The 25,100-nt window shown below is 37.4% G+C and carries 24 protein-coding genes; 9 read left to right on the top strand and 15 right to left on the bottom strand.

Going from position 1 to position 25,100, the window contains the following annotated elements; all coding sequences use genetic code 11:
• Positions 1 to 56: 56 nt before the first annotated feature.
• Genes AC1M9M_RS04635 through murG form a run of 4 tightly spaced genes read right to left on the bottom strand, consistent with a single transcriptional unit; the run spans position 57 to position 4,461 of the window.
• Positions 57 to 911, bottom strand: coding sequence for a cell division protein FtsQ/DivIB (locus AC1M9M_RS04635; RefSeq protein WP_035265833.1), 855 nt, complete (start codon positions 909 to 911; stop codon positions 57 to 59).
• A gap of 3 nt (positions 912 to 914) precedes the next feature.
• On the bottom strand, positions 915 to 1,844 hold the full coding sequence (locus AC1M9M_RS04630; RefSeq protein WP_035265835.1) for a D-alanine--D-alanine ligase: 930 nt from the start codon (positions 1,842 to 1,844) through the stop codon (positions 915 to 917).
• 55 nt (positions 1,845 to 1,899) lie between these two features.
• A complete protein-coding gene (murC, locus tag AC1M9M_RS04625) occupies positions 1,900 to 3,348 on the bottom strand; it encodes a UDP-N-acetylmuramate--L-alanine ligase (protein ID WP_180028490.1) in 1,449 nt (482 codons plus the stop codon).
• Positions 3,349 to 3,363: 15 nt separating this feature from the next.
• Positions 3,364 to 4,461 carry an undecaprenyldiphospho-muramoylpentapeptide beta-N-acetylglucosaminyltransferase gene (gene murG, locus AC1M9M_RS04620; RefSeq protein WP_481595739.1) on the bottom strand — a complete coding sequence of 366 codons (1,098 nt, stop codon included), beginning with the start codon at positions 4,459 to 4,461 and terminating at the stop codon, positions 3,364 to 3,366.
• Between the two features lie 393 nt (positions 4,462 to 4,854).
• Here murG and AC1M9M_RS04615 point away from each other — a divergent pair, with 393 nt between their 5' ends.
• The gene (locus tag AC1M9M_RS04615; protein WP_481595738.1) at positions 4,855 to 6,072 is read left to right on the top strand and encodes an MFS transporter; all 1,218 of its coding nucleotides are present in this window, start codon (positions 4,855 to 4,857) and stop codon (positions 6,070 to 6,072) included.
• Positions 6,073 to 6,091: 19 nt separating this feature from the next.
• Here AC1M9M_RS04615 and gshB read toward each other — a convergent pair whose 3' ends face one another.
• On the bottom strand, positions 6,092 to 7,030 hold the full coding sequence (gshB, locus tag AC1M9M_RS04610; RefSeq protein ID WP_035270267.1) for a glutathione synthase: 939 nt from the start codon (positions 7,028 to 7,030) through the stop codon (positions 6,092 to 6,094).
• A gap of 132 nt (positions 7,031 to 7,162) precedes the next feature.
• Positions 7,163 to 8,056 (bottom strand): LysO family transporter, encoded by an 894-nt coding sequence (locus AC1M9M_RS04605; protein WP_481595737.1) that lies wholly within the window; start codon positions 8,054 to 8,056, stop codon positions 7,163 to 7,165.
• A 242-nt stretch (positions 8,057 to 8,298) separates the two neighbouring features.
• On the opposite strand from AC1M9M_RS04605, the gene AC1M9M_RS04600 reads away from it, so the two are divergent.
• The 4 genes from AC1M9M_RS04600 (at position 8,299) to AC1M9M_RS04585 (ending at position 11,491) form a co-directional block, all read left to right on the top strand.
• Positions 8,299 to 8,856, top strand: coding sequence for a hypothetical protein (locus AC1M9M_RS04600; RefSeq protein ID WP_481588798.1), 558 nt, complete (start codon positions 8,299 to 8,301; stop codon positions 8,854 to 8,856).
• 64 nt (positions 8,857 to 8,920) lie between these two features.
• Positions 8,921 to 9,859 carry a hypothetical protein gene (locus AC1M9M_RS04595; protein ID WP_481595736.1) on the top strand — a complete coding sequence of 313 codons (939 nt, stop codon included), beginning with the start codon at positions 8,921 to 8,923 and terminating at the stop codon, positions 9,857 to 9,859.
• Between the two features lie 250 nt (positions 9,860 to 10,109).
• Positions 10,110 to 10,721: an NAD(P)-dependent oxidoreductase gene (locus AC1M9M_RS04590; protein ID WP_092766521.1), complete on the top strand. Its 612-nt coding sequence runs from the start codon at positions 10,110 to 10,112 to the stop codon at positions 10,719 to 10,721.
• Positions 10,722 to 10,867: 146 nt separating this feature from the next.
• Positions 10,868 to 11,491 carry a LysE family translocator gene (locus AC1M9M_RS04585; protein WP_481595735.1) on the top strand — a complete coding sequence of 208 codons (624 nt, stop codon included), beginning with the start codon at positions 10,868 to 10,870 and terminating at the stop codon, positions 11,489 to 11,491.
• A 370-nt stretch (positions 11,492 to 11,861) separates the two neighbouring features.
• On the opposite strand, the gene AC1M9M_RS04580 is transcribed toward AC1M9M_RS04585, so the two are convergent.
• From AC1M9M_RS04580 to AC1M9M_RS04550, 7 genes are read right to left on the bottom strand one after another with little or no spacing between them, the layout of a single operon-like run.
• Positions 11,862 to 13,052 carry a cyanate transporter gene (locus AC1M9M_RS04580; RefSeq protein ID WP_481595734.1) on the bottom strand — a complete coding sequence of 397 codons (1,191 nt, stop codon included), beginning with the start codon at positions 13,050 to 13,052 and terminating at the stop codon, positions 11,862 to 11,864.
• The gene (locus AC1M9M_RS04575) at positions 13,049 to 14,473 is read right to left on the bottom strand and encodes an amidase (RefSeq protein WP_481595733.1); all 1,425 of its coding nucleotides are present in this window, start codon (positions 14,471 to 14,473) and stop codon (positions 13,049 to 13,051) included. Before AC1M9M_RS04575 ends, AC1M9M_RS04580 begins: the two co-directional genes overlap by 4 nt.
• Positions 14,474 to 14,484: 11 nt before the next feature.
• Entirely contained in the window at positions 14,485 to 15,825 is a 1,341-nt protein-coding gene (locus AC1M9M_RS04570) for an aspartate aminotransferase family protein (protein ID WP_481595732.1), read from the bottom strand.
• Complete coding sequence (locus AC1M9M_RS04565) at positions 15,806 to 16,942, bottom strand: aminotransferase class III-fold pyridoxal phosphate-dependent enzyme (RefSeq protein ID WP_481595731.1); 1,137 nt, start codon at positions 16,940 to 16,942, stop codon at positions 15,806 to 15,808. Before AC1M9M_RS04565 ends, AC1M9M_RS04570 begins: the two co-directional genes overlap by 20 nt.
• A 2-nt stretch (positions 16,943 to 16,944) precedes the next feature.
• Positions 16,945 to 17,826: a TauD/TfdA family dioxygenase gene (locus tag AC1M9M_RS04560; RefSeq protein ID WP_481595730.1), complete on the bottom strand. Its 882-nt coding sequence runs from the start codon at positions 17,824 to 17,826 to the stop codon at positions 16,945 to 16,947.
• A complete protein-coding gene (locus tag AC1M9M_RS04555; RefSeq protein ID WP_481595729.1) occupies positions 17,823 to 19,361 on the bottom strand; it encodes an AMP-binding protein in 1,539 nt (512 codons plus the stop codon). The genes AC1M9M_RS04560 and AC1M9M_RS04555 overlap by 4 nt, the downstream gene beginning before the upstream one ends.
• A 15-nt stretch (positions 19,362 to 19,376) precedes the next feature.
• Positions 19,377 to 20,018 carry a thermostable hemolysin gene (locus AC1M9M_RS04550; RefSeq protein ID WP_481595728.1) on the bottom strand — a complete coding sequence of 214 codons (642 nt, stop codon included), beginning with the start codon at positions 20,016 to 20,018 and terminating at the stop codon, positions 19,377 to 19,379.
• An 885-nt stretch (positions 20,019 to 20,903) separates the two neighbouring features.
• On the opposite strand from AC1M9M_RS04550, the gene AC1M9M_RS04545 reads away from it, so the two are divergent.
• Together AC1M9M_RS04545 and AC1M9M_RS04540 are read left to right on the top strand one after the other, a co-directional pair.
• Complete coding sequence (locus AC1M9M_RS04545) at positions 20,904 to 21,413, top strand: hypothetical protein (protein WP_481595727.1); 510 nt, start codon at positions 20,904 to 20,906, stop codon at positions 21,411 to 21,413.
• 123 nt (positions 21,414 to 21,536) lie between these two features.
• Positions 21,537 to 21,803, top strand: a complete 267-nt coding sequence (locus tag AC1M9M_RS04540) for an immunity protein Tsi6 family protein (RefSeq protein ID WP_481595726.1) — start codon at positions 21,537 to 21,539, stop codon at positions 21,801 to 21,803.
• Between the two features lie 279 nt (positions 21,804 to 22,082).
• Here AC1M9M_RS04540 and AC1M9M_RS04535 read toward each other — a convergent pair whose 3' ends face one another.
• Positions 22,083 to 22,679: a DJ-1/PfpI family protein gene (locus AC1M9M_RS04535; protein WP_481595725.1), complete on the bottom strand. Its 597-nt coding sequence runs from the start codon at positions 22,677 to 22,679 to the stop codon at positions 22,083 to 22,085.
• A 546-nt stretch (positions 22,680 to 23,225) separates the two neighbouring features.
• The gene (gene arsC, locus AC1M9M_RS04530; RefSeq protein ID WP_481595724.1) at positions 23,226 to 23,654 is read right to left on the bottom strand and encodes an arsenate reductase (glutaredoxin); all 429 of its coding nucleotides are present in this window, start codon (positions 23,652 to 23,654) and stop codon (positions 23,226 to 23,228) included.
• Positions 23,655 to 23,736: 82 nt separating this feature from the next.
• Between arsC and AC1M9M_RS04525 the strand changes: the two genes are divergently transcribed.
• Both AC1M9M_RS04525 and arsB read left to right on the top strand, forming a co-directional pair.
• A complete protein-coding gene (locus AC1M9M_RS04525; RefSeq protein ID WP_481595790.1) occupies positions 23,737 to 24,051 on the top strand; it encodes an ArsR/SmtB family transcription factor in 315 nt (104 codons plus the stop codon).
• 4 nt (positions 24,052 to 24,055) lie between these two features.
• Positions 24,056 to 25,096 carry an ACR3 family arsenite efflux transporter gene (arsB, locus tag AC1M9M_RS04520; RefSeq protein ID WP_481595723.1) on the top strand — a complete coding sequence of 347 codons (1,041 nt, stop codon included), beginning with the start codon at positions 24,056 to 24,058 and terminating at the stop codon, positions 25,094 to 25,096.
• Positions 25,097 to 25,100 lie beyond the last annotated feature (4 nt).

Genomic DNA, 25,100 nt, shown 5'->3' with positions numbered 1-25,100 from the left:
ACTACCATTTTCTTCATTGTTTATATCTGGCTTATGCCTATTTTTAAAGCCACGTATTATGGCTTTGCAACTCTTGAATCTGCAATGTTAATGTCATTAATGGTTACAACAAACTGACCATTTATAATCTTTGGTGGTGTCGCATTTTTCCATTGAATCGCCAAGCCATTACGGTAACGTAAGTCAATCGCTGAAACTCTTGGCCAAACCACTTTCAGATCTGCTTGAGATAAGTGACTCAATCGTTGCAGTTTGCTCATGGTCTGATCCTGATCCACAATAATACGTAAACCCGAATCGAACTGCATAAACCATGTCCGACGATCTGTTAAATATAGCTCTTTCAAACGCAGATTAACTGGACTAAACAGTTGATTAATTTCATGATAACGTCTCATCATGACTTTTGACTGATCTGACGGACCATGCATAAGTGGTAAATTAGCGTGATTTCTAGAGTACGCCTCTGTATACACCACACCCTGATCACTTAACAGACGTCCTGTTCCCCAACGTGCAATCGGATGTTTCGGAATAACACGAACCTTAATACCGTCTGGCCAAGCTCTAGAGATGACCACTCGATCTACCCAAGAAATCTCTAATGCCTTATCACGAATTTGCTCAAGATCAGCAGTAAAATAATTGCCTGTAATGGTAGGCATTAACTGCTGTTTTACTTGACTAATTTCAGGCTCGGCTTGCAGACCAACCACATCCAAAGATGCTACTTTTGCACTGGTCATGACGCTATATAAGCCATAAATCCCGACCAAAAGTACACAACATGCAAAAATAAGCATGACCCAACCACCCGCATTAATCATTTTCTCTTTGCGAGTCGGTGGTTTGTCATGAATCGATGTAATCGCCGCACGTTTGCGACGCATCGATGGAGGTAGTTGAGCCATAAATTAGTGTGATTCTTTCGCTAAGGTTTGCTCTAAAATAGCCAAACACAAATCTTCAAAACTATAACCTACCGCTTGAGCTGCTTTTGGTACCAATGAATGACTGGTCATGCCTGGAACAGTATTCACTTCTAGCAGCCAAAATTGACCTTGCTCGTCCTGCATAGCATCAATTCTACCCCAACCACTTGCCCCAACAGCTTGAAACGCTCGTAAGCAAAGCGCTTGTAAACTTTTTTCTTCAGCTTCACTCAAACCACAAGGGATACCATATTCAACATCATTACGTTGGTATTTAGCTTCATAATCATAAAAGGCTACATCAGCTGGAGGTTGTAAACGGATGACTGGTAATGGTTGTCCATTTAAAAATGAAATCGTAAATTCACGACCTGTAATCCACTTCTCAGCCATGACCACGGCATCATGTTGAGTCGCTTTTTTAATTGCTTCAGCTAAATCCTCTGCTTTCTCAACCTTACTCATGCCCACACTCGAGCCTTCGTGCACGGGTTTGATAATCAGTGGTAATCCAAGCTCTGCAACGAGTGCTTGTGCATCAGTATCTTTAGAAACAATGCGGTATGGCGCTGTAGGAAGTTCAGAACCTTGCCAAATTTGCTTGGTCTTTACTTTATCCATTCCGATAGCCGACCCCTGCACACCAGTTCCAGTATATGGAATATTTAACCACTCTAATGCGCCTTGGATTTGACCATCTTCTCCACCACGACCATGTAACACAATAAATGCACGATCGTAATTTACCAGTTCAGTAACACTGCGTTCTTGAGGGTCAAAACCCTCTGCATTCACCCCTGAACGTACCAATGCTTCAAGTACAGCCTTACCACTATCTAATGACACCTCACGCTCTGCAGATTTACCACCAAGCAATACAGCAACTTTGCCGAATTTAGAAGCATTTGACACGTTTAGTTCCTTAAACTTATAAAATTTTCAATTTAGCCAAATCATCAAACGACGATTATTTTAAATAGAGCTGGTTCTGAGCAAGCTCAATTGAAATTGCTCCAACGTTACCCGCACCTTGAGTCAATAACAAGTCATTTGCTTGTAACACTTTTTGTATCACATTTGGCAAATTCCCTTCTACTGGATCAATCAAGATTGGTTCAACATCACCACGCAATCGGATACTTCTTGCCAATGAGCGACTATCTGCACCAACAATCGGCTTTTCACCTGCAGAATATACTTCTAATAGCAGTAATTGATCGACTTGTGACAAGACATCAACGAAATCATCAAAACAATCACGTGTACGGCTAAAACGGTGAGGTTGGAACATCATCACAAGTCTACGATCAGGATGACTTGCACGCGCAGCTTTAATCGTTGCTTCAACTTCTTTTGGATGGTGACCATAATCATCAACCAGTTTGACCGTTCCATCACCTAACTCAAATTCACCTTGAATTTGGAAACGACGCCCTACACCACTAAAACTTTCTAAAGCACGAGCGATTGCAGCATCAGATACACCTTCATCAGTTGCCACACCAATCGCAGCTAACGCATTAAGGATGTTATGCAAACCAGGCATATTAATGGTTAACTTGAGTGGCTCTTTGTTTTTGCGAAGCACAGTAAAATGTGATTGCATCCCTTCTTGTACCACATCTACAGCACGAATATCGTTATCTTCGTTAAAACCATAAGTTAAAACAGGTCGACCAATACGTGGCATGATTTCACGAATATTTTGATCATCGCCACACACCACGGCTAAACCGTAGAACGGAAGTTTCTGCAAGAATTGAACAAAAGTATCTTTCAACACATCGAAGCTACCACCATAAGTATCCATATGATCAGCATCAATGTTGGTAACAATAGCGGCCATTGGTTCTAAATATAGGAATGAAGCATCAGATTCATCTGCTTCAGCTACAATATAACGACTCGCACCTAAAGCAGCATTTACTCCAGAGCGATTAAGCAAACCACCAATCACGTATGTCGGATCCATGTTTTCTTCAGCAAGCATACAGGTCACCAAACTTGTTGTTGTGGTTTTACCATGTGTACCTGCAACCGCAATACCATGACGGTAACGCATCAACTCGCCCAACATTTCCGCACGACGAACTACAGGGATGCGTGTTTCAATCGCTGCTTTAATTTCTGGGTTTTCTTGGTCAATCGCAGTCGATACAACCAATACATTCGCACCGTTAATATTATCAGCAGCGTGTCCGATATGAACTTTAATGCCATTTTCTTCAAGCTGTGCAGTGGTTTTAGAGGCTTTAATATCCGACCCTGAAACTTTATAGCCTTGGTTTTTTAAGACTTCCGCAATCCCGCACATTCCTGCACCACCAATACCCACAAAATGGATATGCTTGATACGGCGCATTTCAGGAATTTTAATCAGGTTTTTTGCTTTATCAGCTGGGTTCGTTGAAGACATAATTTTCTCTAAAACTTACAAATCTTGAATTAAACCAACCACACGCTGAGTTGCATCTGGTTGAGCTTGTTGACGTGCTTTAACAGCCATTTCCGTCAACAATGTACGGTTCATGAGTGGCAATAAAACTGCTTTTAATGAATCAGGAGTGAGTGTCGCTTGTGGACAAATTTTTGCAGCATTAATATCTGCTAGGAATTTGGCATTCGCGGTTTGGTGGTCATCTACTGCACTTGGCAAAGGTACAAATACGGCTGCAACACCCGCAGTAGCAATCTCAGTGACCGTCAGTGCACCAGCACGACAGATTACAAGATCGGCATTGGCATAGGCTTCCGCCATATTTTCAATAAACGGTTGAACTTCTACCTGTAAATGATCAGGAGCATCGGCATAACGTGCCCGCGTGCTATCAGCATGATTTTGACCACACTGATGATAAACACTTAAAGGAACATCTAATTGTTTCAGTGCTTCGGGTACGCGCTCATTCAATGCTTGTGCGCCCAAAGAGCCGCCTACAATTAAAATTCGAATAGGCTGATTGGTTTTTTCTCGCTCTTGATATCGCCAAGCAGGGCTCAATATCGCAGAAATTTCCTTACGTACGGGATTACCTGTAGTCACGATTTTATGATTTTCTGGAAATGTTTTCGGGAATGCCTGACAGACCGTTTTAGCAACACGAGCCAATTGGGTATTGGTGAAACCCGCTACTGCATTTTGCTCATGAATGATGACAGGAATACCAAGAATACGCGCAGCCAAACCACCAGGACCTGCAACATAACCGCCAAAACCAGCGACTGCATCTACGTTTAATCGTTTCATATAGCGCATTGCGCTAAGCGTTGCTTTTAAAATTTTAAAAGGGGCTTGCAGCTTACGGACGATTCCATTTCCACGCACACCCTGAATATCAATTTGATAAATTGGAATTTGGTGATTTTTAAGCAAGCGGTTTTCCATACCTGAAGGCGTTGCCAACCATGACACTTCGACACCTTGCTGTTGTAATTCCTGAGCAACTGCTAGGGCAGGAAATACATGTCCACCTGTACCTGCAGCCATCATCATGACATGTTTAGGTTGTTTATGCTGAGCTTGTGTCACGGTCTAATTCTTCAAATCTAAGAGCTAACAGAAAATTTTATATAAGGCATCAATTGTAATCACAATCGTATATCCATGAAAGTTTATTTACTTTTTTTCACGGACCCTTTAATTGTTTTTTTCATATGATTTCAGAGTTTAAACTAGATTTATTATGAGTTGTGCCTTTTTTATGTATTTTACCATTCGATCTAGTTTATAACGCACCAAAATAATGATTAATGTGCACATTAAAAACCACCACAGTATTGGCTCTATTGTTCCTTCGTATCTGCGCTACCACCATGTTGGATATAAACTTATGTCTAAATAGTATGAGGCAATAGTTCTATTTATGATATTGCTATATCTCATTGAGATTCAGCTCGCGAATAAAAGGATTTTTAAACGCAAATGTCAAAAATATCATCTTATGACATTTGGATTATTTTGGCAGGCTACCTTGCTGCAATTCATGTCGGTAAACTTTCTGCTGTTATTCCAATTCTTCAAAAAGATTTAAATCTAAGTTTCACCCAAGCAGGCCTATCCTTATCACTGGTTCAAGGTGCTGGAATGCTATTTGCCCTGTGTATTGGTGCTGTATCTGAGAAAATAGGACTCAAAAAATGTCTTATTTTTGCACTCATTCTATTGGGGATGAGTAGTTTTGCAGGCTTATGGATTGATCATAGTATTAGCCTTTATTTTTTTCGATTTATGGAAGGCATTGGATTTCTCACCATTAGTCTTTGCGCTCCCGCAATTTTAAAACGACTGAGCACACCTGAAACCATGAATTTTAAAATGGGGTTATGGAGTTCTTATATGGGAGTTGGGGTTAGTCTTGCTATTTTGACCATTCCTGTATTACTCGAATGGCTCAGTTGGCAACACATTTGGGCATTATTTGGTGCCTTGTGTTGGCTAGTTGCCTTGATGATTTACCATTTTTTACGTTATGACGATAAACAAACCACTGTAACAACAGCACCACTGAACACATCAACCTCCAACTCTTTTTTATCTATTGTTAAAGCCACCGTGACCCATCCACCCATTCTCTGTCTAGCCGTTATCTTTGCTTGCTATACCAGTCAATGGATCACACTCACAGGTTTTTTACCCAGTCTTTATGTCTCATTCAATATGGATTTAAAGCTTGCAGGAATTTTGGTGTCAATGGTTGTGTTATCTAACTTAGGTGGAACCTTTGGCGCAGGCGTATTACTTCAAAAAGGCATAGCTCCTTTTAAATTACTTCAATTTAGTTTTTTAAGTCTAATTTTATGTAGCTGGATTGTATTTTCACAACCCAATTGGTTGATTTTTGAGTTGCAATATTTGTGCGCTATTTTGTTTTCTTTTATCGGTGGCATTATTCCGACGACCGTCTTTGCCAATACGCTTAGATACGCGCCACAGGTCAATGCAGCAGCATCCAGTATGGGCTTAGTGCTGCAAATTTCTGCATGTGCGCAGTTCCTTGTTCCTCCAGCAACAGCAGCTCTCGTTTCGTCTTCTCACCAGTGGTCCAATGCCGCATGGGTTACCGTAAGTCTTTCCACCCTAGGACTATTGACCAGCTATTATTTATTTAAAATATATACGCAAAAAAAAGAGCCTATTTAGGCTCTTTTTTGCAGATCAACTAACGTCCAGCTTCTAAAACATCAAATAATGTATCTGCGATAGAAGTACCAAATTGTGCGTCTATTTCACGTATACACGTTGGACTAGTCACATTAATTTCTGTTACATAGTTTCCAATGACATCAAGACCAACAAATACCAGCCCCTTCTCACGCAAGAATGGTCCAACTTTAGCAGCAATCACCTTATCATTTTCAGTCAACGGACGTGCTTCACCACGCCCACCAGCAGCAAGGTTACCTCGCGTTTCACCATTTTGTGGGATACGCGCTAAACAATATGGAATTGGCTCACCATTGACCATCAGAATACGCTTATCTCCATCCACAATTTCAGGAATATAACGTTGCGCCATAATCGGTTGCTGCCCCATTTGAGTCAACATTTCCAAAGTTGAACCGATATTTGCCCCTGCAGCAGTTAAACGGAAAATCCCCATACCGCCCATCCCATCTAGCGGTTTTACAATCACATCTTGATGTTCAGCAATAAACTCTCGGATTAAACTTTGCTGTGAAGTTACCAAAGTCGGAACCTGCAGTTCTGGAAATTGTGTAGCGAACAGCTTTTCGTTACAGTCTCGCAAACTTTGAGGTTTATTGATAATCCAGGAACCTTCACGTTCCGCTTGTTCCAGAATATAAGTTGTATAAACAAAGTTCATATCAAAAGGTGGATCTTTACGCATGAGTACAACATCGTATGCGGCTAAAGATTCTTTCTGTTTTTCACCAAGTTCATAGTAATGATTATAATCCTCAAACACTTTAAGTGGTGAGATCAAACCAAAAGCTTTGCCTTGATCGATATATAAATCTTCCTGAAGTGCATACCCTAACTCATGACCGCGACGTGCAGCAGCCCAAAGCATTGCCATGGTCGAATCTTTTTTGAGGTTTACATTTTCGATGGGATCCATCACCACAAGTACGCGCATGATCTGTTCTCTATTTTATCAATGAAGCGATTATAACGAAGTTTAGTGAACGATCTACTGATCTATCAAAGGATCAATTGTATAAATTCAGAGAAGCTCCTTCCTATTTCTGCTGAGCACTAGAATTTGGATTCATATCAAACTACTAAAAAAAATAATAAAAAACGGCGCAATGAGCGTCAGGAAAAATCCACTGAGAATTGCAATTTGTACATCTAATGGTGAACAATTGTTTTTTACAAAGGGTAAAGTCGAGTCCATCGCCGTGGCACCACATACACCAATGATTGGCTTTGGATAACGCTGACCTAATAAATACAACAATGCAATCGCATAAAACTCTCGTACAAGATCTGTGATCAAAGCAAAAGTTCCCTGCTCAGGTCCTAAAACTTTAGCAACTAAAGGACCAGAAAGAGAGAACCAACCAAATCCACTCCCCATCACAACGAGTTCGACAAAAGATTGAGTCATGATATGACTCGTCAAATAAGCCCCAATAAACAGTGCAATGATTGAAAAAAATGGCACTTTGATATGATTCATAGTGAGGGCTTGAATTTTAATCGTTGACAAATCCACTCCGATTAAAAAAATCAACACATACAATAGTATCGCGCTTAACATTTCCCCTGATAAAGTCTTGGGTAATAGCCAATATAGCCCCATCCCGATCAACACCATTCCAATCGCAATCAAGCATTCGGTAATAGGTTTGAGCATATCCTTGAATGATTTTTGGTGCTCAGCCTTAAAGTGGCTACGATTAAATAAAAGTCCGAAGGTAATCACACTTAACACTGTTGAATAAATAAAAGCTTCAATTAATATTTTTGAACCAAGATCTTTATCAAACAATACACTGCCAAATTGAAAGCCAATAGAGATGAGAAGCAACCAAACCAAAAACGTAATTTGACCGACCAATATATTACGAACTTGAACGTTTGCAGCTTTACCTATGCCCCAACCCAATAAAAGAGAAATGAGAATAGGTAAAAGTGAAATTATTAAATTTTGAATCATAGTTATGCAGCACTTAATGTGTGAAGTATTCGATATAAGAATGTAAAGTTTGAAATTATAAATTTTTATTTGAAACTCAAATCAATAGCGCTCAAGGTCTATATTTATAATATTAGATAATTATCGAGTAGTGAAATTAAATTCTTATGTATTGTTACAACTTCAGATACGAATTACATCAAACGTTAACATCGTTGAATAAAACTGACAGGACTTGATATTCCAACAATAGGTACAAGTCCATGATTAAAATAATTTCTACACTCTGTTTACTCACTATCAGTTCAGTTACTTTAGCAGCAGGCAATCCTACACGAGTCGGTGATGTACTCGGTCGAGACCTCAACGTTCCAATTGTTGGTGCATTAGGGCATACAGGTGTATATGTAAGTTCAAACAATATTGTTCAAGTCATGAACAAAACGGCATATGTAGATGTGATTGAATATGTCAGCTTAAGTGGATTTAAAACTACAAAATATTGGGGAGCAAAGGCCAAAACAAGTTTTGGATATAAATCTCCTTACTCATCTGCTGCTAATCAAATCACTGCGATTTCAAATCAGCAACGACCTCATGTCGCTTACACGCTGTATTCAGCAACACCGAACCCAGCTGTGCAAGTCTGTTCACAATATAACTCCAACGGTGCTTGTAGCAAATATACATGGCAAAAGGGAACGTTCCGATGTGACAGCTTTACGAAATGGCTCTACACTCAGACAGGTAATGGTAATCTAGGAGGAAGCACACCGCGTGGAACTTTCAACAGTAGCTTACTCACAATTACACGAGTGTAAATAAATCATTCCCATTATATTGCCTTCACATCTCTGATGTTGAAGGCAACGACAGCTTAATATTATGAATAAGAAAAATATTTTTTTGGTTATTTTGATCTTCGTGATCTGTGCAGTAATTTTATGGGTGTATTTGAAATCGACAGCAGATACGACTCAAAGCATATCAAATCAAAACAATAATACTTCAACGCTAAAAAGCAATGAAGATCGTGCGACTAGCTTGTCTGAAAATAGTGCAGATATGGAACTCAACACTAGCAACCTACCCGTATGGGCAAAAAAGTTACTTCAACTGGATCAATCTACTGCGAATCGAGAAGAAAAAATACATGATTTAATTCAGCTCCTTGAACAAAACCAGCATGATGAAAATGCAATAGAAGAAATCCTGACTCAACTTACTTCTCTCAATCCTTTAGAAGCAACTGAACAAATTTTGCCATTTCTCACACATCAAAATCCTAAAATTCAAAGCTTAGCGATAGGCGCACTGAATAATGCGATGTTGCTGACTGATCGAGAACATGAACTCAAAAAATCCCTACCTGAAAATGATTTGATTCGACAGAAAATTAGTCACGCTTTAGAGCAACGTTTTCAGGATCCAACTTTAGATCCAAAGGTTAAACAAGTTCTTATTTCTAGCCTACCGCATACCGCATCTGTCCAAACTCAGCACAATCTTGCACAAGAACTTCTTCAACAAAATTCTATCTCACCAAACGAAGCACAATTTCTTTCTCAATATCTGCTAAATGGTCAGGGAAATAACACAACTTTAGAACAACTTGCGCATAAAAATCCGAAGATGATTGAAGACATTATTGCGAATTTAAATAATCAAATTGTCGACCAACCAGCTATTGTTGAAGTTCTGAATAATGATCAAAAAAAGCAACTACATAATTTTATCTTACAGCATCCACCAAGCTCGAAAGATGAAAGCTATGGATATAAAAATGATATATGGCGATTTTCTTTAAACCAACTTCAACAATAAATAAAAGTTAGACTGGTTTTATATGAATATTTTTCAAGCTTATAATTACATAAAATTTACATTTAAAATAATTAAATAACTTCTCACTCCTATTTTAACTATAAATCAACATAGATTTAATACATTAATCTTTTTTATTTTAAGCTAAATTAATATTACATTTTAATCATTCATGATTTCATTTTTTTAATCGTGATGACTAAATATTTAGCACTCCAATAATCATAGTTATAAATTTAATGAGGGCATTATGAAAATAGTTTTAATTGGTGCAACAGGCATGGCAGGTTCTCGTATTCTTGAAGAGCTTGTTTCACGTGGACACTACGTCAAAGCGATTGCGCGTAATACAAGCAAAGTTTCAGATACAGAGCGTGTGTTAACTGTAGATTTAGATTTAAATGATCAAGAAGCACTTGTAAATGAGCTGAAAGGTCAAGATGCTGTAATTAGTGCAGTACGTTTCCAAGGTCTTGATATCAATTCACTTCTTAATGCTATTCGTGAATCAAAAGTTAAACGTTATATTGTTGTTGGTGGCGCTGGCGGTTTAACTGTACCAAATCAAAATGTGCGTGTAATCGATACAGAAGACTTCCCTGATGCATATAAAGCTGAGGCGGAAGCAGGCATTCAGTTCTTTGACAAGTTAAAACAAGTGGACGACATTGACTGGACCTTTATTGCTCCTGCAGCGGAATTCGGTCCTGGTAAGCGAACTGGTGAATATCGCTCTGGTAAAGATGAACTTATCGTTGGTGAAGAAGGCAGTAAAATCTCTGCAGAAGATTTCGCAGTAGCGCTCAGTGATGAGCTTGAAAATAATAACCATATTCAAGAGCGCTTTAGCGTAGGTTATTAATATTCAATAATATAATAAAAAAGGAAGCTTAAGCTTCCTTTTTTATTATTTATTTCACTCTATGAAATATTTTAAATAAATGAGATGTATGAAATCTAAAGAGGTTGTAATATTCATATAAATAAAATTTAAAAATTAGTATTTTCATGAACTATCTTGAGTATTTTTTATATATTTTCACCGTCATTATTATGATTGCCACTCCAGGCCCTGTTATGATTTTGGTGGCCAGTGCAGGTGCAAAAGGCGGTTATCGAAAAGCATTACAGACTATTTTAGGTACTAATGTTGCCTCACTATGTTTAATTACCCTTTCAATTCTTGCACTTAAGGGTGTTCTCCATTTTAATGAGCATATTTTCAATGTCATCAAAGTCCTAGGATGTCTTTACATTGGCTATTTAGGTTTTGAAATTCTTAGAGAAACTTTTCAGCACAATCAAACTGCCTCTTCAAAGATCAAGCCGATCGATAGTGGTTTTTCCAAAGGTTTTTTAGTTGGTATTTCCAATCCTAAAGATATTATTTTCTTCACTGCTTTTTTTCCGCAGTTTATTCAAATTACGCCAAATATAGATTTAAGTTTGACGCTGTTAATCATCACATGGATCATTTTGGATTTTGTCGTACTATCTTTAGTCTATTTAGGGTTTAACGCTATTTCTCAACAACGTATTTATTCAAAAATCTTAGCCTTGTGTGGCGCGATCCTCATGACCATCGCTGGGTATGGGATATTCAGCACAGCGCTCTTTTATGAGTCTCTTTAACTTACTTAAACTACAATTTATGAATATATTTATTCCCGAGGTTTCTAATGATGCAACCCGCCATGATCGTCTTTTATTCAGAAGATAAAAATCATTGAGTAGATGATTCTTGCCTGCGATCAGGTTATACATTTGCATATGCCCCACCGTGGCAAAATCGTCCTTGAGCGATGAGGTAACAAGATCTGAATGAAAAGTTGGGCATAACGTATAAATGTAATTTGTGTGATGCAGATAAGAATTTCGCATAAGGTGTATTATGTTAAGTTTAGATAAAGTTAAACTAGAGAATAATCCAATTTGGAACTAATGATAGAAAAAATTGACTAGAAAACAGTTATAACTATCACAACTTCTGATAATTATTGAGTTATGACATTTTTGCCTGATAGTTTTTAGGATTAAAAATATAAGTCATTAACAATAAAATAAGAGTAATGATAAGTAAAAGACTCCACGATGCCGTAAAGCTTTGAGTTTCATCACGAATTATCCCTGCAATGAGTGGTGAGAATGCAGCAATAAAGTAGCCCCCACCTTGCACAAACGCAGTAAGCTCTCCTGCTTGTTGCGGATCATCATAATGATCCATAGTGACAATTAAACTCATTGGGAATAAGCCACCAATACCAAGTCCTAGCAAGCAAGCCCATAAAATTGGTAAGAGTGTCGGAGCTAGTATCAACCCTAGATAACCACCAATAATAAACAGTAAAATTGTTGCCAAAATTGAACGACGATCGATATTACGATTAGCCAAAATTGGGAATAAAATCCCTGCTACTACTTCCATCGATGTTAAAAGTGCTAGTAGTAACCCTGCATTTGTACTACTCCAATTATACTCAATATAATAAGGTGGCAGCCATGCCAACACACAAGTATAAGATGCGGTTCCTAAACCAAAAAATATACATAAAGTCCAGGCTCTTGGAATTTGGAAAAATCCCCGTGAATGGCTTTTATTAGTTGGTTGTTGATTAATAGAGTGCACTTCGCCCTTAATACAAAACCATGCAGCCAATGCAAAAGCTGACAAGGCAGCCCAACAAGAAAATGCAACTTGCCAATGTCCAGAAATATCTTGTATAAATGCTGCCAGTGATGCTGATAATGCAGCCCCCCCCATAATGGCCGTGACATATAAGCCCATATATAGTGCGATGGCGTTAGGAAAGTTCTTTTTAATTAATACAGGAATTACAGCCTGAATAATCGCAATACCACATCCAGCAGTTATGGCAGTAATTACTAGATTAGAGTAATCCTTAGCATATAATCGCGCCAAATTCGATAGTCCAATCACTACCAATGCTACTGCCACAACATTAAAAGCTTTAAAGCGCCTTAATATTGGTGCACTAATAAACATTGCCAGACCCATTGCCAAAACCGGCAACATAGTTAGTAATGAAACTGCGGTAAAACTTAAAGGAATATCCTGCTGAATAAATGGTAATAATGGGCCAATAGAAGCCATTGTAGGTCGCAAATTCAACCCGACCAAAATCAATGCCAGAATAATAGCCAATTGATTTTGCTTCTCTTTGTGAAACGTCATTTGAGGCTCTCTGTTTTTCTAACTTGTGTTGCTACTTGCCAAGCGGGATTTAGCTGTTGTAAAAAATTAGCAATAGCCAAAATAAAGTGCTCTTGCCACCAACGTCCAATAATCTGTATACCCACTGGTAAGCCAGTGCTTGGACAAAGTCCCATAGGAACAACCACTGCTGGTTGACCAGTTAAACTAAAAGGAAATAAATATAAATAATTATTTATTTGAATTAAGGAGTTACCATGCTTGAATGCAACGTCTGGATAAACTGGACAAATCAACACATCATAACTTTCAAAAAATACCGCCATTTCTGTTCGAACTTGGTCACGCATAACCCATAACGCACGAATTTCGTCTGGTGTGGCTTCATATTGTTTAGAAAACTCTATTAATGTTTCTAATGGCTCAGACAATTCTGATTTATTCATTTTTGCAAATAAATCTTCCCAGCTACGGCCGCTCGTTCCACCCAAAATAAACAACTTCCAAATGGTATCAAATGCCTCTTGCACTAAGGGTGGCGTAGTATCAGCAATGCTGTCAACAGCACGAGCCAATAAAGACTTCGCTTTTAACATATAATTAACAATACTAGCTTGATGGGGCAGTGATGAATCAAGCCAAAATGCTAACTTTAACTGACTAATGTCTACAGTTTTATAATCTTGCCATGTTACAGGCACCGTATCAGGGTCTACACCATCTACACCTGAGATAACTTGGCCTAGCAGTGCCACATCATCTACATAACGCCCCATGACTGAGAATGATGATGTAAAGTTAAAGATCCCTGAGCGATCAAATGGATATTGTCCAGTAAGAGGCACACGCCATTGTGTGAGTTTAAGACCAATAATCCCATTAAAATGTGCAGGCAACCGGACACTACCACATGCATCTGAGGCCAGACCTGCAGGACTTAAACCTGCAGCAATAGCAGCGGCCTCCCCTCCACTACTGCCGCCAGCAGAACGCTCATGATCATAGGGGTTATTGGTACGTCCATAGAGCAAATTATCTGTCTCAAAAGCCATACACATTTCTGGCACATTTGTAATTCCAAGGATATGCGCACCAGCATCTTTAAGCCGTGTTACCACTGTTGCATCTTTTATACTAGCCTTGCCATATAATTCTTTGACACCACGGCTCATCTTGAATCCCTGCACATGGCATACATCTTTTATGCTTAATGGTATGCCGCGTAAAGGCTGTTCAGCAGTATTACCTGTTTTATCCAACTGCGCTTGCTTTAGAATCTCATCATCTGCCTGTTTGGCTATTACAGCATTAATTGCTGAATTATGTTGACTAATTCGAGCTAAATAATGCTTAGTCAAGGACTCTTTGGAAAGCGTTCCATCTGTAATAGCAGACGCCATCTGAGCTAAGGTAAGTTGATCAATTTTACTATCTATTTGCACAAATCCACCATTTATGTCAAACACTTCAATAGTGTATTAGGTAATTTGTACATATGCTTAACCACGGGTTTTAATACTTTTACAACGGGTTTTGGCATGCTCGATATTACAGCTAAAGAGTCATCGATTTGCTGCAATATGTGTAGAATTATTTTACGATCAATTTGTAATGGGGGATAAAAGCGTAATACTGGTGAGGTTGCTTTTTCATTCATGGAATGCCCTGCATGAATACCACGTTGGTTAAGTTGCATCACAAGCAGGCTTTCATATACTGCTCCACGTAAGCGAAGCCCAGTCATCAAACCAATTGCAGGTGCATCTAATATAATATCGGGATACTTTTGAGCTAAATTAGTTAAGCCCTTTGCAAAAACCGCACCTTGTTCATTAGCATTAGCTACTAACCCAAACTTTTCAATATATTCCAACGCACCCAATGCAGCAGCACATGCAAATGGGTGTCCACCATTACTACGGGTATCTGGCTCAACCTGATGATACGGACTCTTTTCAGATAAGGCCTTGCTATACATCGTACAAGCAAATGATGTATAACCACCCGTTAGCCCTTTAGATAGAACCATGATGTCTGGTACTATTTGCTCATAATTAACTGCAAACATTTCACCACAGCGTCCAAAAGCGGTTTGTATTTCATCTGCAACTAATAACGTTCCTGTTTGTTGACAAAGTTCAGCAACTTGCTTTAAGTAGCCTTTTGGGGGCATGGTTAAGTGAGCACCGCCTAAGATGGGTTCTAAATAAAAGGCCTTAGCCCCATGTATCCCTAATGCAGCTTTAAGAGCATCAATATCACCATAATCAATGAACTTAACCTGATCTGATAAGTAACCATAGTCTTTATGATGTTGCTGCTGTCCAAGAATATTCATCGCAGCCAATGTTTTACCATGATAAGAGTTCTTACACACAATAATGCTTTGTTTATGTGATTGAACTTTTAGAACATAGCGGATGGTTTGCTCAATAGCTTCTGCTCCCGATGCAGTATAACAAATATCACCCCACTCCCCTGGAGTTATGTCTTTTAATTTAACCGTTAGTTTGTGCTGAACATCGCTTTGCTTATCATTATTAGCCCATGCCAGTGTTTTTAATTGTTCAATGGCATATTTCTTTACGATCGGATTTTGGTGTCCAACAATAAATACTCCATAGCTACAAGCACAATCAATAAACTTTTTACCCTGATGATCATAAACATAAATGCCATCCGAAGTTGCTTCGACAGGCGTTTTTGCCAAGCGATACAGTTTAGCTGCTGAAGCACTCCAATGTTGCTCACAAGCGTTAAGCAATGCTTTACTATTAAACGGTTGCATCAACATTTTCTATCACCTTATTAATCAATTCGACAGCGCGTTCCATCTCATCAAGACGGGCAGTTAAAGGGCAAATTAGTGTTAAAACATGGCCAATTTGTTTAGGAGAGACGTAGACACCATGCTGATATAAATCTCGCCAAAGCTGTAATGCAGACACATGACTTGGCAACATAATATTTAAAACACTTCCATAATTTATGGTTTGATAATGTTTAATTTTTTTCTTAAACAGCCGACCAAATTTATTAGCTTGCTCACACAATTTTTGTTTTTCCACTAGTTCCAACGCTGCTATTGCAGCAACACAAGATAGTGGATTGCCAGCCGTAGTGCTGCCATGCTTCGCTGGAGAACTGCTTCCATAAACCTTATTTGCTAGCGTAGCGGATGAGGTATAAGTACCAATTGGTACCGCTCCGCCAGCTAAGTTTTGTCCTAATACTAGAATGTCAGGCGTAAGTTGATAATAGTCATGAGCAAACATCACTCCTAGATGTCCAAGACCCGTTTGTACATCAACCGAAATTACAGGGACTTTATGATGCTTAGCACTTTTATATAATTTTTCTAATAAAGGCTGATTAATTGGTTCTAGCGCACCTTGTCTATTCTGAATAACACCTGTATGACACACCGCAAAGCAATCACTCCATCGCTTAAATTTCTGTATATCATCGATAGAATGAATAGCCACTAACTCCATGCCTAAAAATGACATCATCTCGGGATAATACTCTGGCGTAGTCATACATCGACCATAGCTTAAGCTGCCATAATCTCCACCCGCCACATATAGCAAATACTTCGCTTTAGGCTTCAAGCCTTTTGCTAGTTTTAGAGCACCTTCAAAAGCTTCATCACCAGAGTTACATACATAAGACATTTCTAGCGGCTTAGGCAACATGCTAGAAATTTTTTGACAGAGTTTGATAAGCGGCGCGGACATCAGTACTCGGTTAGATAGAGCAATTCGTTCACTCTGAACAACAACAGCGTCAATAACCTCAGGTACCTGATAACCAAAACCACCAGATAGATCAATTAATTGATTGCCATCACTATCTACAAATGTAGCATATTGACCAGATTTTATTTGTACAGCCTGTATAGATTGCAACATGATTACTTCCTATAGCTCAATGCGTTAAAAATTTTGCGACGGCTATCTATAATTTCATCACGCCCATGCATCACACGTTTATTATCAATTACAATCAAGTCGTAGTCTTGCCAACCCACTGGAAAGGTAAGTTCTTTAGTGACTTGTTTTATTTCATTCAAAAAATGGTCTGGTATTTTTCGCCCATCAGCCATATCAATGACAGGTATTTCATAATTATAAGAAGGCCCTAAAATACTGTTGGCAAAAGCAGGCTTATCAGAGAAAGTGCTAGTTAATACAGCAGGTACTTTATATTTATATTGAATACTGTCATTGCTGGCATTGTATTCGATAGACGTGCCTTCATCGTTGGCCACTAGACTTAACAGATCATCTATACTTACATCATTGATATCTTGAAAATCTGAGTTGTAATGGCACACCAAACGCCGCCATTTGTCTCCTTCTACTCTACGAGTATATCTAATCGATCCGCTACTAAAAAAATCCTGACATTTTTGAGATAGATGCTTAAAGACCCGGACACCATCACAAACTGTTGTTTGGGAACCTTGTTTTGGTGCTTGCTCACAGTAAAACCATGTTAAATCTGGCCAAAATGGCGAATTGCCATTTTCACAATGTAAACCAACAGCTTGAGTCCCCGCATCTACCAATTGTGCAGCATTACCCGTCATAGTTCTAGCCGGATCAAGACTCAATTTTGAGCTATGTAATTGTACAAACTGGCTAAATTCAATGGGCGATTTAATGGCATCACGCATAATAAAAGCCCCGTATTTACCCAATAAATTATAAATATCGGTGGTATTTAATTGTGTCTTATCGACATACAAAATCGGTAGTGCGTTAAGTTGGTTTATTTCATAGGTAAAGTTCATACTAATTCTCTTTGTAGGCTTCGCACTAAATAAGTGTTGATTTCTGTTCTTTTGGGTCTACCAGTAACGGTAAATAAATGTGCCAAGTCGGCATGATTGGTTGGTAACAAAATAAATTGAGTGGGATTTTCAATCGTGGAAAACTGCTGTGAGGACCAAGCTTTAACATCACTTAAATCCAGTGCTTGATCAGTCACTAATAACGCCACCAAATGTTTATCATGTAATAAGCTCACAACAGCTGACTTGACATGGGGATACTTAAGTAAGCTTAGCTCTACTTGCTCTGGTGACACGTTACGACCGTTAGGTAAACAAATAATGTTCTTCTTTCGTCCCTGGATATATAAGAATCCATCTGTATCAAGCGAGCCGATATCACCTGTGTCTAGCCAGTGATCATCGGTAAAGTCACAAGTACTAGGATCTAAACCTGAATAGCCATTAAATAATGAGCTACTTTTTATTTGTATAGTACTTTCAACACCTAAACGTACTTGAACGTGCGGTAACGGCTTGCCTACGCTACCAAGGCGCTGGTTTTGCGGTGTATTCATGCTTACCACAGAGGTATTTTCACTTAAGCCATAGCCCTGAAATACATCTAAACCGTAGTCTTTAAGCTCATTTAGCACATTTAGACTAACGGCAGCTCCACCACAAGTAATATATGGCTTGGTATCAATATAGCGTTGTATAGCAATTGAATTATCTGCCTGTGCGTTGAGTGCCTTTAATAAAGTTTCTAATACAATAGGTGGTACTGTCAGTGCACTAGGTTGATACTGTAAAATTGCAGCAATCAATGCATTGATATTTACACCCTGCTCGCCTAATAATGGCGTATCTGGCGATAAGAAGTGTGTTGTTCCACCACGCAATAAAGGCAAATAAACTCCTGTCATTTGCTCAAGCAGTAAACTCAATGGCACTAGTGACAAATAACTGCTAAATGCACTGTCAGGAATACCATAATCTAAAGCAGTTAATGTTTGCCATAAACTACTCCCACTGATCATTACGCCCTTTGGTGTACTAGTAGTACCTGATGTATGAATAATTTTGGCAATTGAATTAAGTGCCGGTCTATGTAAACAGAAATTTTCCTTATTCCTTAGAACTTGATCTTCAACCTGTAGTATTGGAAGTTGACTGATATCTATTTTCCAATTGTTTTCCAATACAGTCTTACCATATTTGTCTAACAAAAAACCATCACATTGGTCCAACAAAAAAATTGCTTGCTGGCGGCTAAATGACAATGGCAATGGCAATGCGGTTAACCCACTTAACAAACACGCCAAATCCGCCACCATCCAATCAATACTATTTTTAAGTACTAGTCCTATCACAGCTGGTTTTTGATCATCAGTAGCAAAACGATCTAACATCAATGCTGCGAGATTTTCAGCATTTTGATGCAATTGTTGATAAGTTATCGTTCTTGTTTGCCCTTTTTCCTTGTGCTCGACAGCACAAATACGCATAGCATATGTTTTTAGTGCAGGTTCTAGGAGCGCTAAAATATGTTCCATTGAAATAACTCTGTTTTAATTAAGATAGTTCGCTTGATCATTATGTTTATTGTTAACTTTCAATGAATACAATAAGTTAAGAGCAAGATTAGCTTGTAATCTTGTATTTATTTTTATAAAACCAGTTTTGGGGTTATTTGCATAATAATTGCCCCATGAACTCTGTTGAGAAGCATCCAACATATAAGGACGGGAATCACAAATTTCTTCAAAATTAATTTGATTCTTTTGCATTAGATAACGCACTTGTTCTGTTACCGTACAGAGCAAATACTTTGCACCTAAACATTGCGAAAGAAATGGTATTTTCTTAATTAGAGCACTGCCAGCTTTATTTGTAGTCGAAATCAACCCACCAATTTCTGCAATCTCATTCCGCTCAACTAGCCTACCTAAGCGATCTGACAACAAAAATTCAATATTTCGATCTAAGTATTGCTCTGAAAATAATTTCTTAGTATTAGCAAAAGTTACTCCAGCACAGGCCAGAATTTCAGATTTAGAACTGTCCTCACTTTTAGTAGCTAAAATAAGATATTGTGGGTCTGGGAAAATTTCAGCGTGAAATTTACTATTATATTTCTGCTTTATTAAATTTATAATTTCAGACCATTCTGATGATTGTTTTTCGATTATTGTAAATAACATATTATGCATGCCAATCATTTCAAGAATTAAGTAGTCTCAAAAATGTAAAGGCCGATTATTGCAATAATATTAAAAGAATTTTAAGTTTTAATAAAATATAAAATACATTATGTGATGCAGCAGGGGTTATCTTTGTTGTTATTTTTGTATAACTATTTGTAAATTAATAAAAAATTATTATTAAAATAAGTGCTATAAATGTTACAAAAACATAAAACTAAATCATTAGGAATGTATCTATTGATCAAAAATAGATTATGGATAATCAAAAATAAGTTTCCTGATAAGACTGATATTTTAATCATGTCTAATGAAAAGATAACCAAATAAAAGAATATTCAAGTTGAAGTAAATCTAAAAATAACTCACCCATTTAACATAATAGAGCTTATGCGAAATGAAATAAAAATAATTATTTAAAATCAATAATTTAAAAATTTTCACCCACCCTGAAAAACAGCAAAAAACCGACTTTGAAACATGTCGGTTTCTTTTTGAGCAAATTTGATACTTCTTGCCAATAAAATTGGTTAAAAATTGATCAAAAACCGTAATTCCCTATAAGATATATGCCTTTTAAGATCAAATTCATCCCCAATTTCTGCGGACAACTTTTGGGATAAGTTTTAATCAATTTTGTAAGCCTTGGCTCACATTCATTCAGGTATTTTGCGTCTATACCGATGACCTTCAATTTTCTATGATGAACACATAGAGAGCAGGATGCTCCAGGTAACAATAAGAAATCGTAGCAATGGAATATGCAGGTACGACAGGAGTTATACCAACGCATCAAATACGTAAAAAAGCCCAACAGGATGTTGGGCTTTTTTATTTTATAAAAAATTTTGTGCTAAATATAAAAATATAGTTCCAATCGAGAATGTTTTACATATGTGTAATAGACATAAAATTCAAGAAATACTTAGACATGTTTGGTTGCCTAAGTTAAAACTTTCAAATGAAGAGTTAATATATATAACTGATTTAATTTGTGAAATTATAGAAAAATTTGGAGATGTAAGCGATATTAGTATTTTATTAAATGATAAATCCATAAAGAAATACAATGGAATAGCTTCACCAGAAAAGTGTGAGCAGGTGGCTAAGTTGATTATCAGTTGGAATGGTGGTTCACCTATTAAAACTGATTATGCATTAATGAAATTTCGAAGTGGGATGTATTACACTTTTTTATCATATAAGAATAGTGAAAAAGAATTTAAGTTTACGTTTAATATGACTGTAAATTATGAAGTTATTGTAAATCTAGATGAATTACCCTTAGAAGGGAACGAGAAGCAACAATTGTTAGAGGTAATGCAAGAAATTTATAAAAATGAGTTGATAATCGATAATGAGGAATACTCCGAATACATTCAGAATAATCTAGCTTATTGGTAATTTATTTTTAACTTCGCATGAGAGATTTTATGTTAAGTAAATGCTAGAAATGCCCTTGATCTGGGCACTTCGCATAAGGTGTTTTATGTTAATTTTAGAAATATTTAATTATTAATAGTGACCATGAAAAGGATTGAATTATTTAAAGTTGCCTTAGAGCATTGTGAAAAATTATCTCAAAAATTTCCAGATTTAGAGGTTACATCATCAATTAGGAACCAACTTAAATATCTTATCTCTTGTGAAAGTACGAGTGGCATAGATAAATTAAAATTAGAGTCAATTATTATTGGTGTTCAAACAGCTAGAGAAATAGAGCCTTTGGATCTAGAAACTTCTGAAATTTTTTATCAAGTAGCTAATGAAGTTAGAATAATGTTAAGTGAATAGATATTTCAGAATTTTACAATGACCAGAAATGAGCTTATTAAATTATTGGAGCATATGGGAATTCATCATAGCAATTACTCTTTCGATGAAATCAAAAACTCTGAATGTATTAGTGTCTTAAAACAAAATGCAGAGTGGTGTGTTTATTACACTGAGAGGGATAAACCTGAACTAATATTTTCCTCGAAAAAAGAAAGTGATGCTTATGAATTTATAGCTAATGAGTTTAAAAGATGGGCGTCATAGAAACCTATTTAACATAATGACTGTTATACGAAATTAAAGGTAAGGGGCAATATTGCTCATAGCTTTAAGAACGTAATATTCTTTTTCTCCTACAGGAGCTACGTAATCTATAGCTTGCTTAGCAGCATCAACTCCCTCTAGTCGAGCAATTACCCAACTAGCTAGATAGACAGAAGATAAACACCCACCTGCTGTAGCAATATTGTCTTTAGCGAAAAATGGCTGATTTAGAACTGATGTACCAGACTCTATTACCCAGGGTTTTGTAGTGACATCGGTACATGCTGGAATATTATTGAGCAACCCTAGTTTTGAAAGAATTAATGTTCCAGAACATTGAGCACCTATTAGTTGCCGATTTGGATCTAGATTTAGTAGGCTCATTATGTCTTGATCTACTGCAATTTCTCGTGTCTTCATTCCACTTCCAATAAGGACTACATCCGCTTCATTGGCTTCTTCTAAAGAACAATGTGACTCTATTAAGACTCCATTCATGGAACGAATATATTTATTATCACTAGCTATACTGACTTTCCAATCAGGCTTTTTAATTCGATTTAAAATTCCTAAAGCAATGAATGAATCGAGTTCGTTAAATTGATCAAAAGTTAAAATAGTTATATGCATTTAATTAAGCCTTTTAAGGTCTGTGATACGGCTGCTTCATAGTTAAAATTAGCATATCTTATTTTTCAGACATAAAAAAAGCCCAACATCCTGTTGGGCTTTTTTACGTATTTGATGCGTTGGTATAACTCCTGTCGTACCTGCATATCCCATTGCTACGATTTCTTATTGTTATCTGGAGCATCCTGCTCTCTATGTGTTCATCATAGAAAATTGAGGGGGATTGGTATAGACGCAAAATACCTGAATGAATGTGAGCCAAGGCGTACAAAATTGATTAAAACTTATCCCGAAAGTTGTCCGCAGAAATTGGGGATGAATTTGATCTTAAAAGGCATATATCTTATAGGGAATTGCGGTTTTTGATCGTTTTTTTAATCGATTTTATTGGCAAAAAATGACAAATATGCTCAAAAAGAAACCGACATGTTTCACAGTCGGTTTTTTTCTGTTTTTCGGAGTGGGTGAAAATTCTTAAGTTGTTGATTTTAAATCATTATTTTGCTTGCATTTCGCATAACGCCCATTATGTTAAATGAGGCGGATTTATTTAATCCGCTTACCATTTTTATCGATGATTATTTCACCATCCTCTTTGGTAAAAGCTCCTAATTGAGGCGCAGACAAAATATCTAAAACGAGTTCAGATGGTCTACATAGTTTTACACCTAATTCAGTCACTACAAATGGACGGTTAATTAAAATTGGATACTCAACCATAAAATTAATGAGCTGTTCATTTGTCCAGTGCTGCTGATCCAACTTGAGCGTTTCAAAGGGTTCTACATTTTTACGAATGGATTCACGTACAGAAATCCCTGCTTTTTCAATTAAATTAATCAGTTCTCTCTTGCTCGGAGGGGTAAGAAGGTATTCAATAATTTCAGGTTCTTCTCCTGTATTTCGAATGAGAGCTAGTGTATTTCTTGATGTTCCACAAGCTGGGTTGTGATAGATCTTAACTTTCGATGACATTGGATTAACTCAGAACTTAATAATATTGCATTTATATATGGATATGCGTATATTCGCAATAGCATATATTGGAGTGTAGATGATGGATCAAGCAGATTTCTTTAAATGCCTATCTGACCCGACACGTTTGGATATTTTAAAAATTATTTTAGAAAGACAGAATGTATGTGTTTGTGAAATCACAGAGATCTTACAACTGAGCCAACCCAAAATTTCTCGTCACTTGGCTTTACTCCGTAACCTCTCAATTTTGCTAGATGAGCGTAAGGGACAATGGGTGTATTACCGATTAAATCCTGATTTACCAGAATGGGTAAATGAAGTGCTCAATGTCTTAAATGATGAAGTACTGAATAAACCTGCAAGCAACTTATCTATCTCTATGCAATGCGAGTAATTCAATGTCCGGATCAAAGCTCTCATTCTTAGATCGAAATCTAACGCTATGGATTTTCATTGCCATGGCATTAGGAGTAGGTATTGGTGTATTTTTTCCTCAAGCATCTGCGGTACTCGATCAATTAAGCATTAATTCAGTGAATATCCCTATCGCAATAGGGCTTATTTTGATGATGTATCCACCACTTGCCAAAGTAGACTATGCGACTTTGCCTAAAGTCTTTGAGGACAAGCGAACCCTTACATTATCTCTCGTTCAAAACTGGCTAATAGCACCTTGCTTAATGTTTAGTTTGGCAATCATTTTTTTACATGCCTATCCTGAATACATGACTGGCCTAATTCTCATAGGCTTAGCCCGATGTATTGCGATGGTCCTCGTCTGGAACGATCTGGCATGTGGGGATAATCAATATGTCGCTGCCTTAGTCGCGTTTAACAGTATCTTCCAGATCTTATTCTTTAGTACTTATGCTTGGTTATTCTTAACCTTCTTACCACCATTCTTTGGGGTAGAAGCACAAATCATTAATGTGAGCTTTTGGACAATTACCCATGCTGTTCTTATTTATCTAGGTATTCCGTTCTTACTTGGGTTTTTAACCCGACTGATTTTGGTTAAAAAGAATGGTTTGGCTTGGTATCAGGATAAATTTATCCCAAAGATTAGCCCAATCAGCCTTATTGCCCTTTTATTCACGATTGTAGCCATGTTCAGTCTTAAAGGTGGTGAAGTGGTTAGCCTTCCTCTAGATGTACTTAGGATCGCTATTCCTTTGACAATTTACTTTGTTGCGATGTTCTTCATCAGCTTCTTTATGAGTAAGTGGATGGGTAACGATTATCCTAAAACAACTGCTATTTCCTTTACTGCGGCAGGCAACAATTTTGAATTAGCACTGGCTGTAGCGATTGCCACTTTTGGATTAGCTTCACCTGTGGCTTTCACAACAGTGATTGGACCGCTTGTTGAAGTGCCTGTATTGATTGCCTTAGTGACAGTTTCGCTATGGCTGAGAAAAAAAGTGTTTAAAGAGGCATGAAGCT

Source organism: Acinetobacter sp. ANC_7503 (assembly GCF_056780035.1).
Note: the sequence above shows the minus strand (reverse complement) of the source record. Positions and strands in the feature narration are given on the sequence as shown.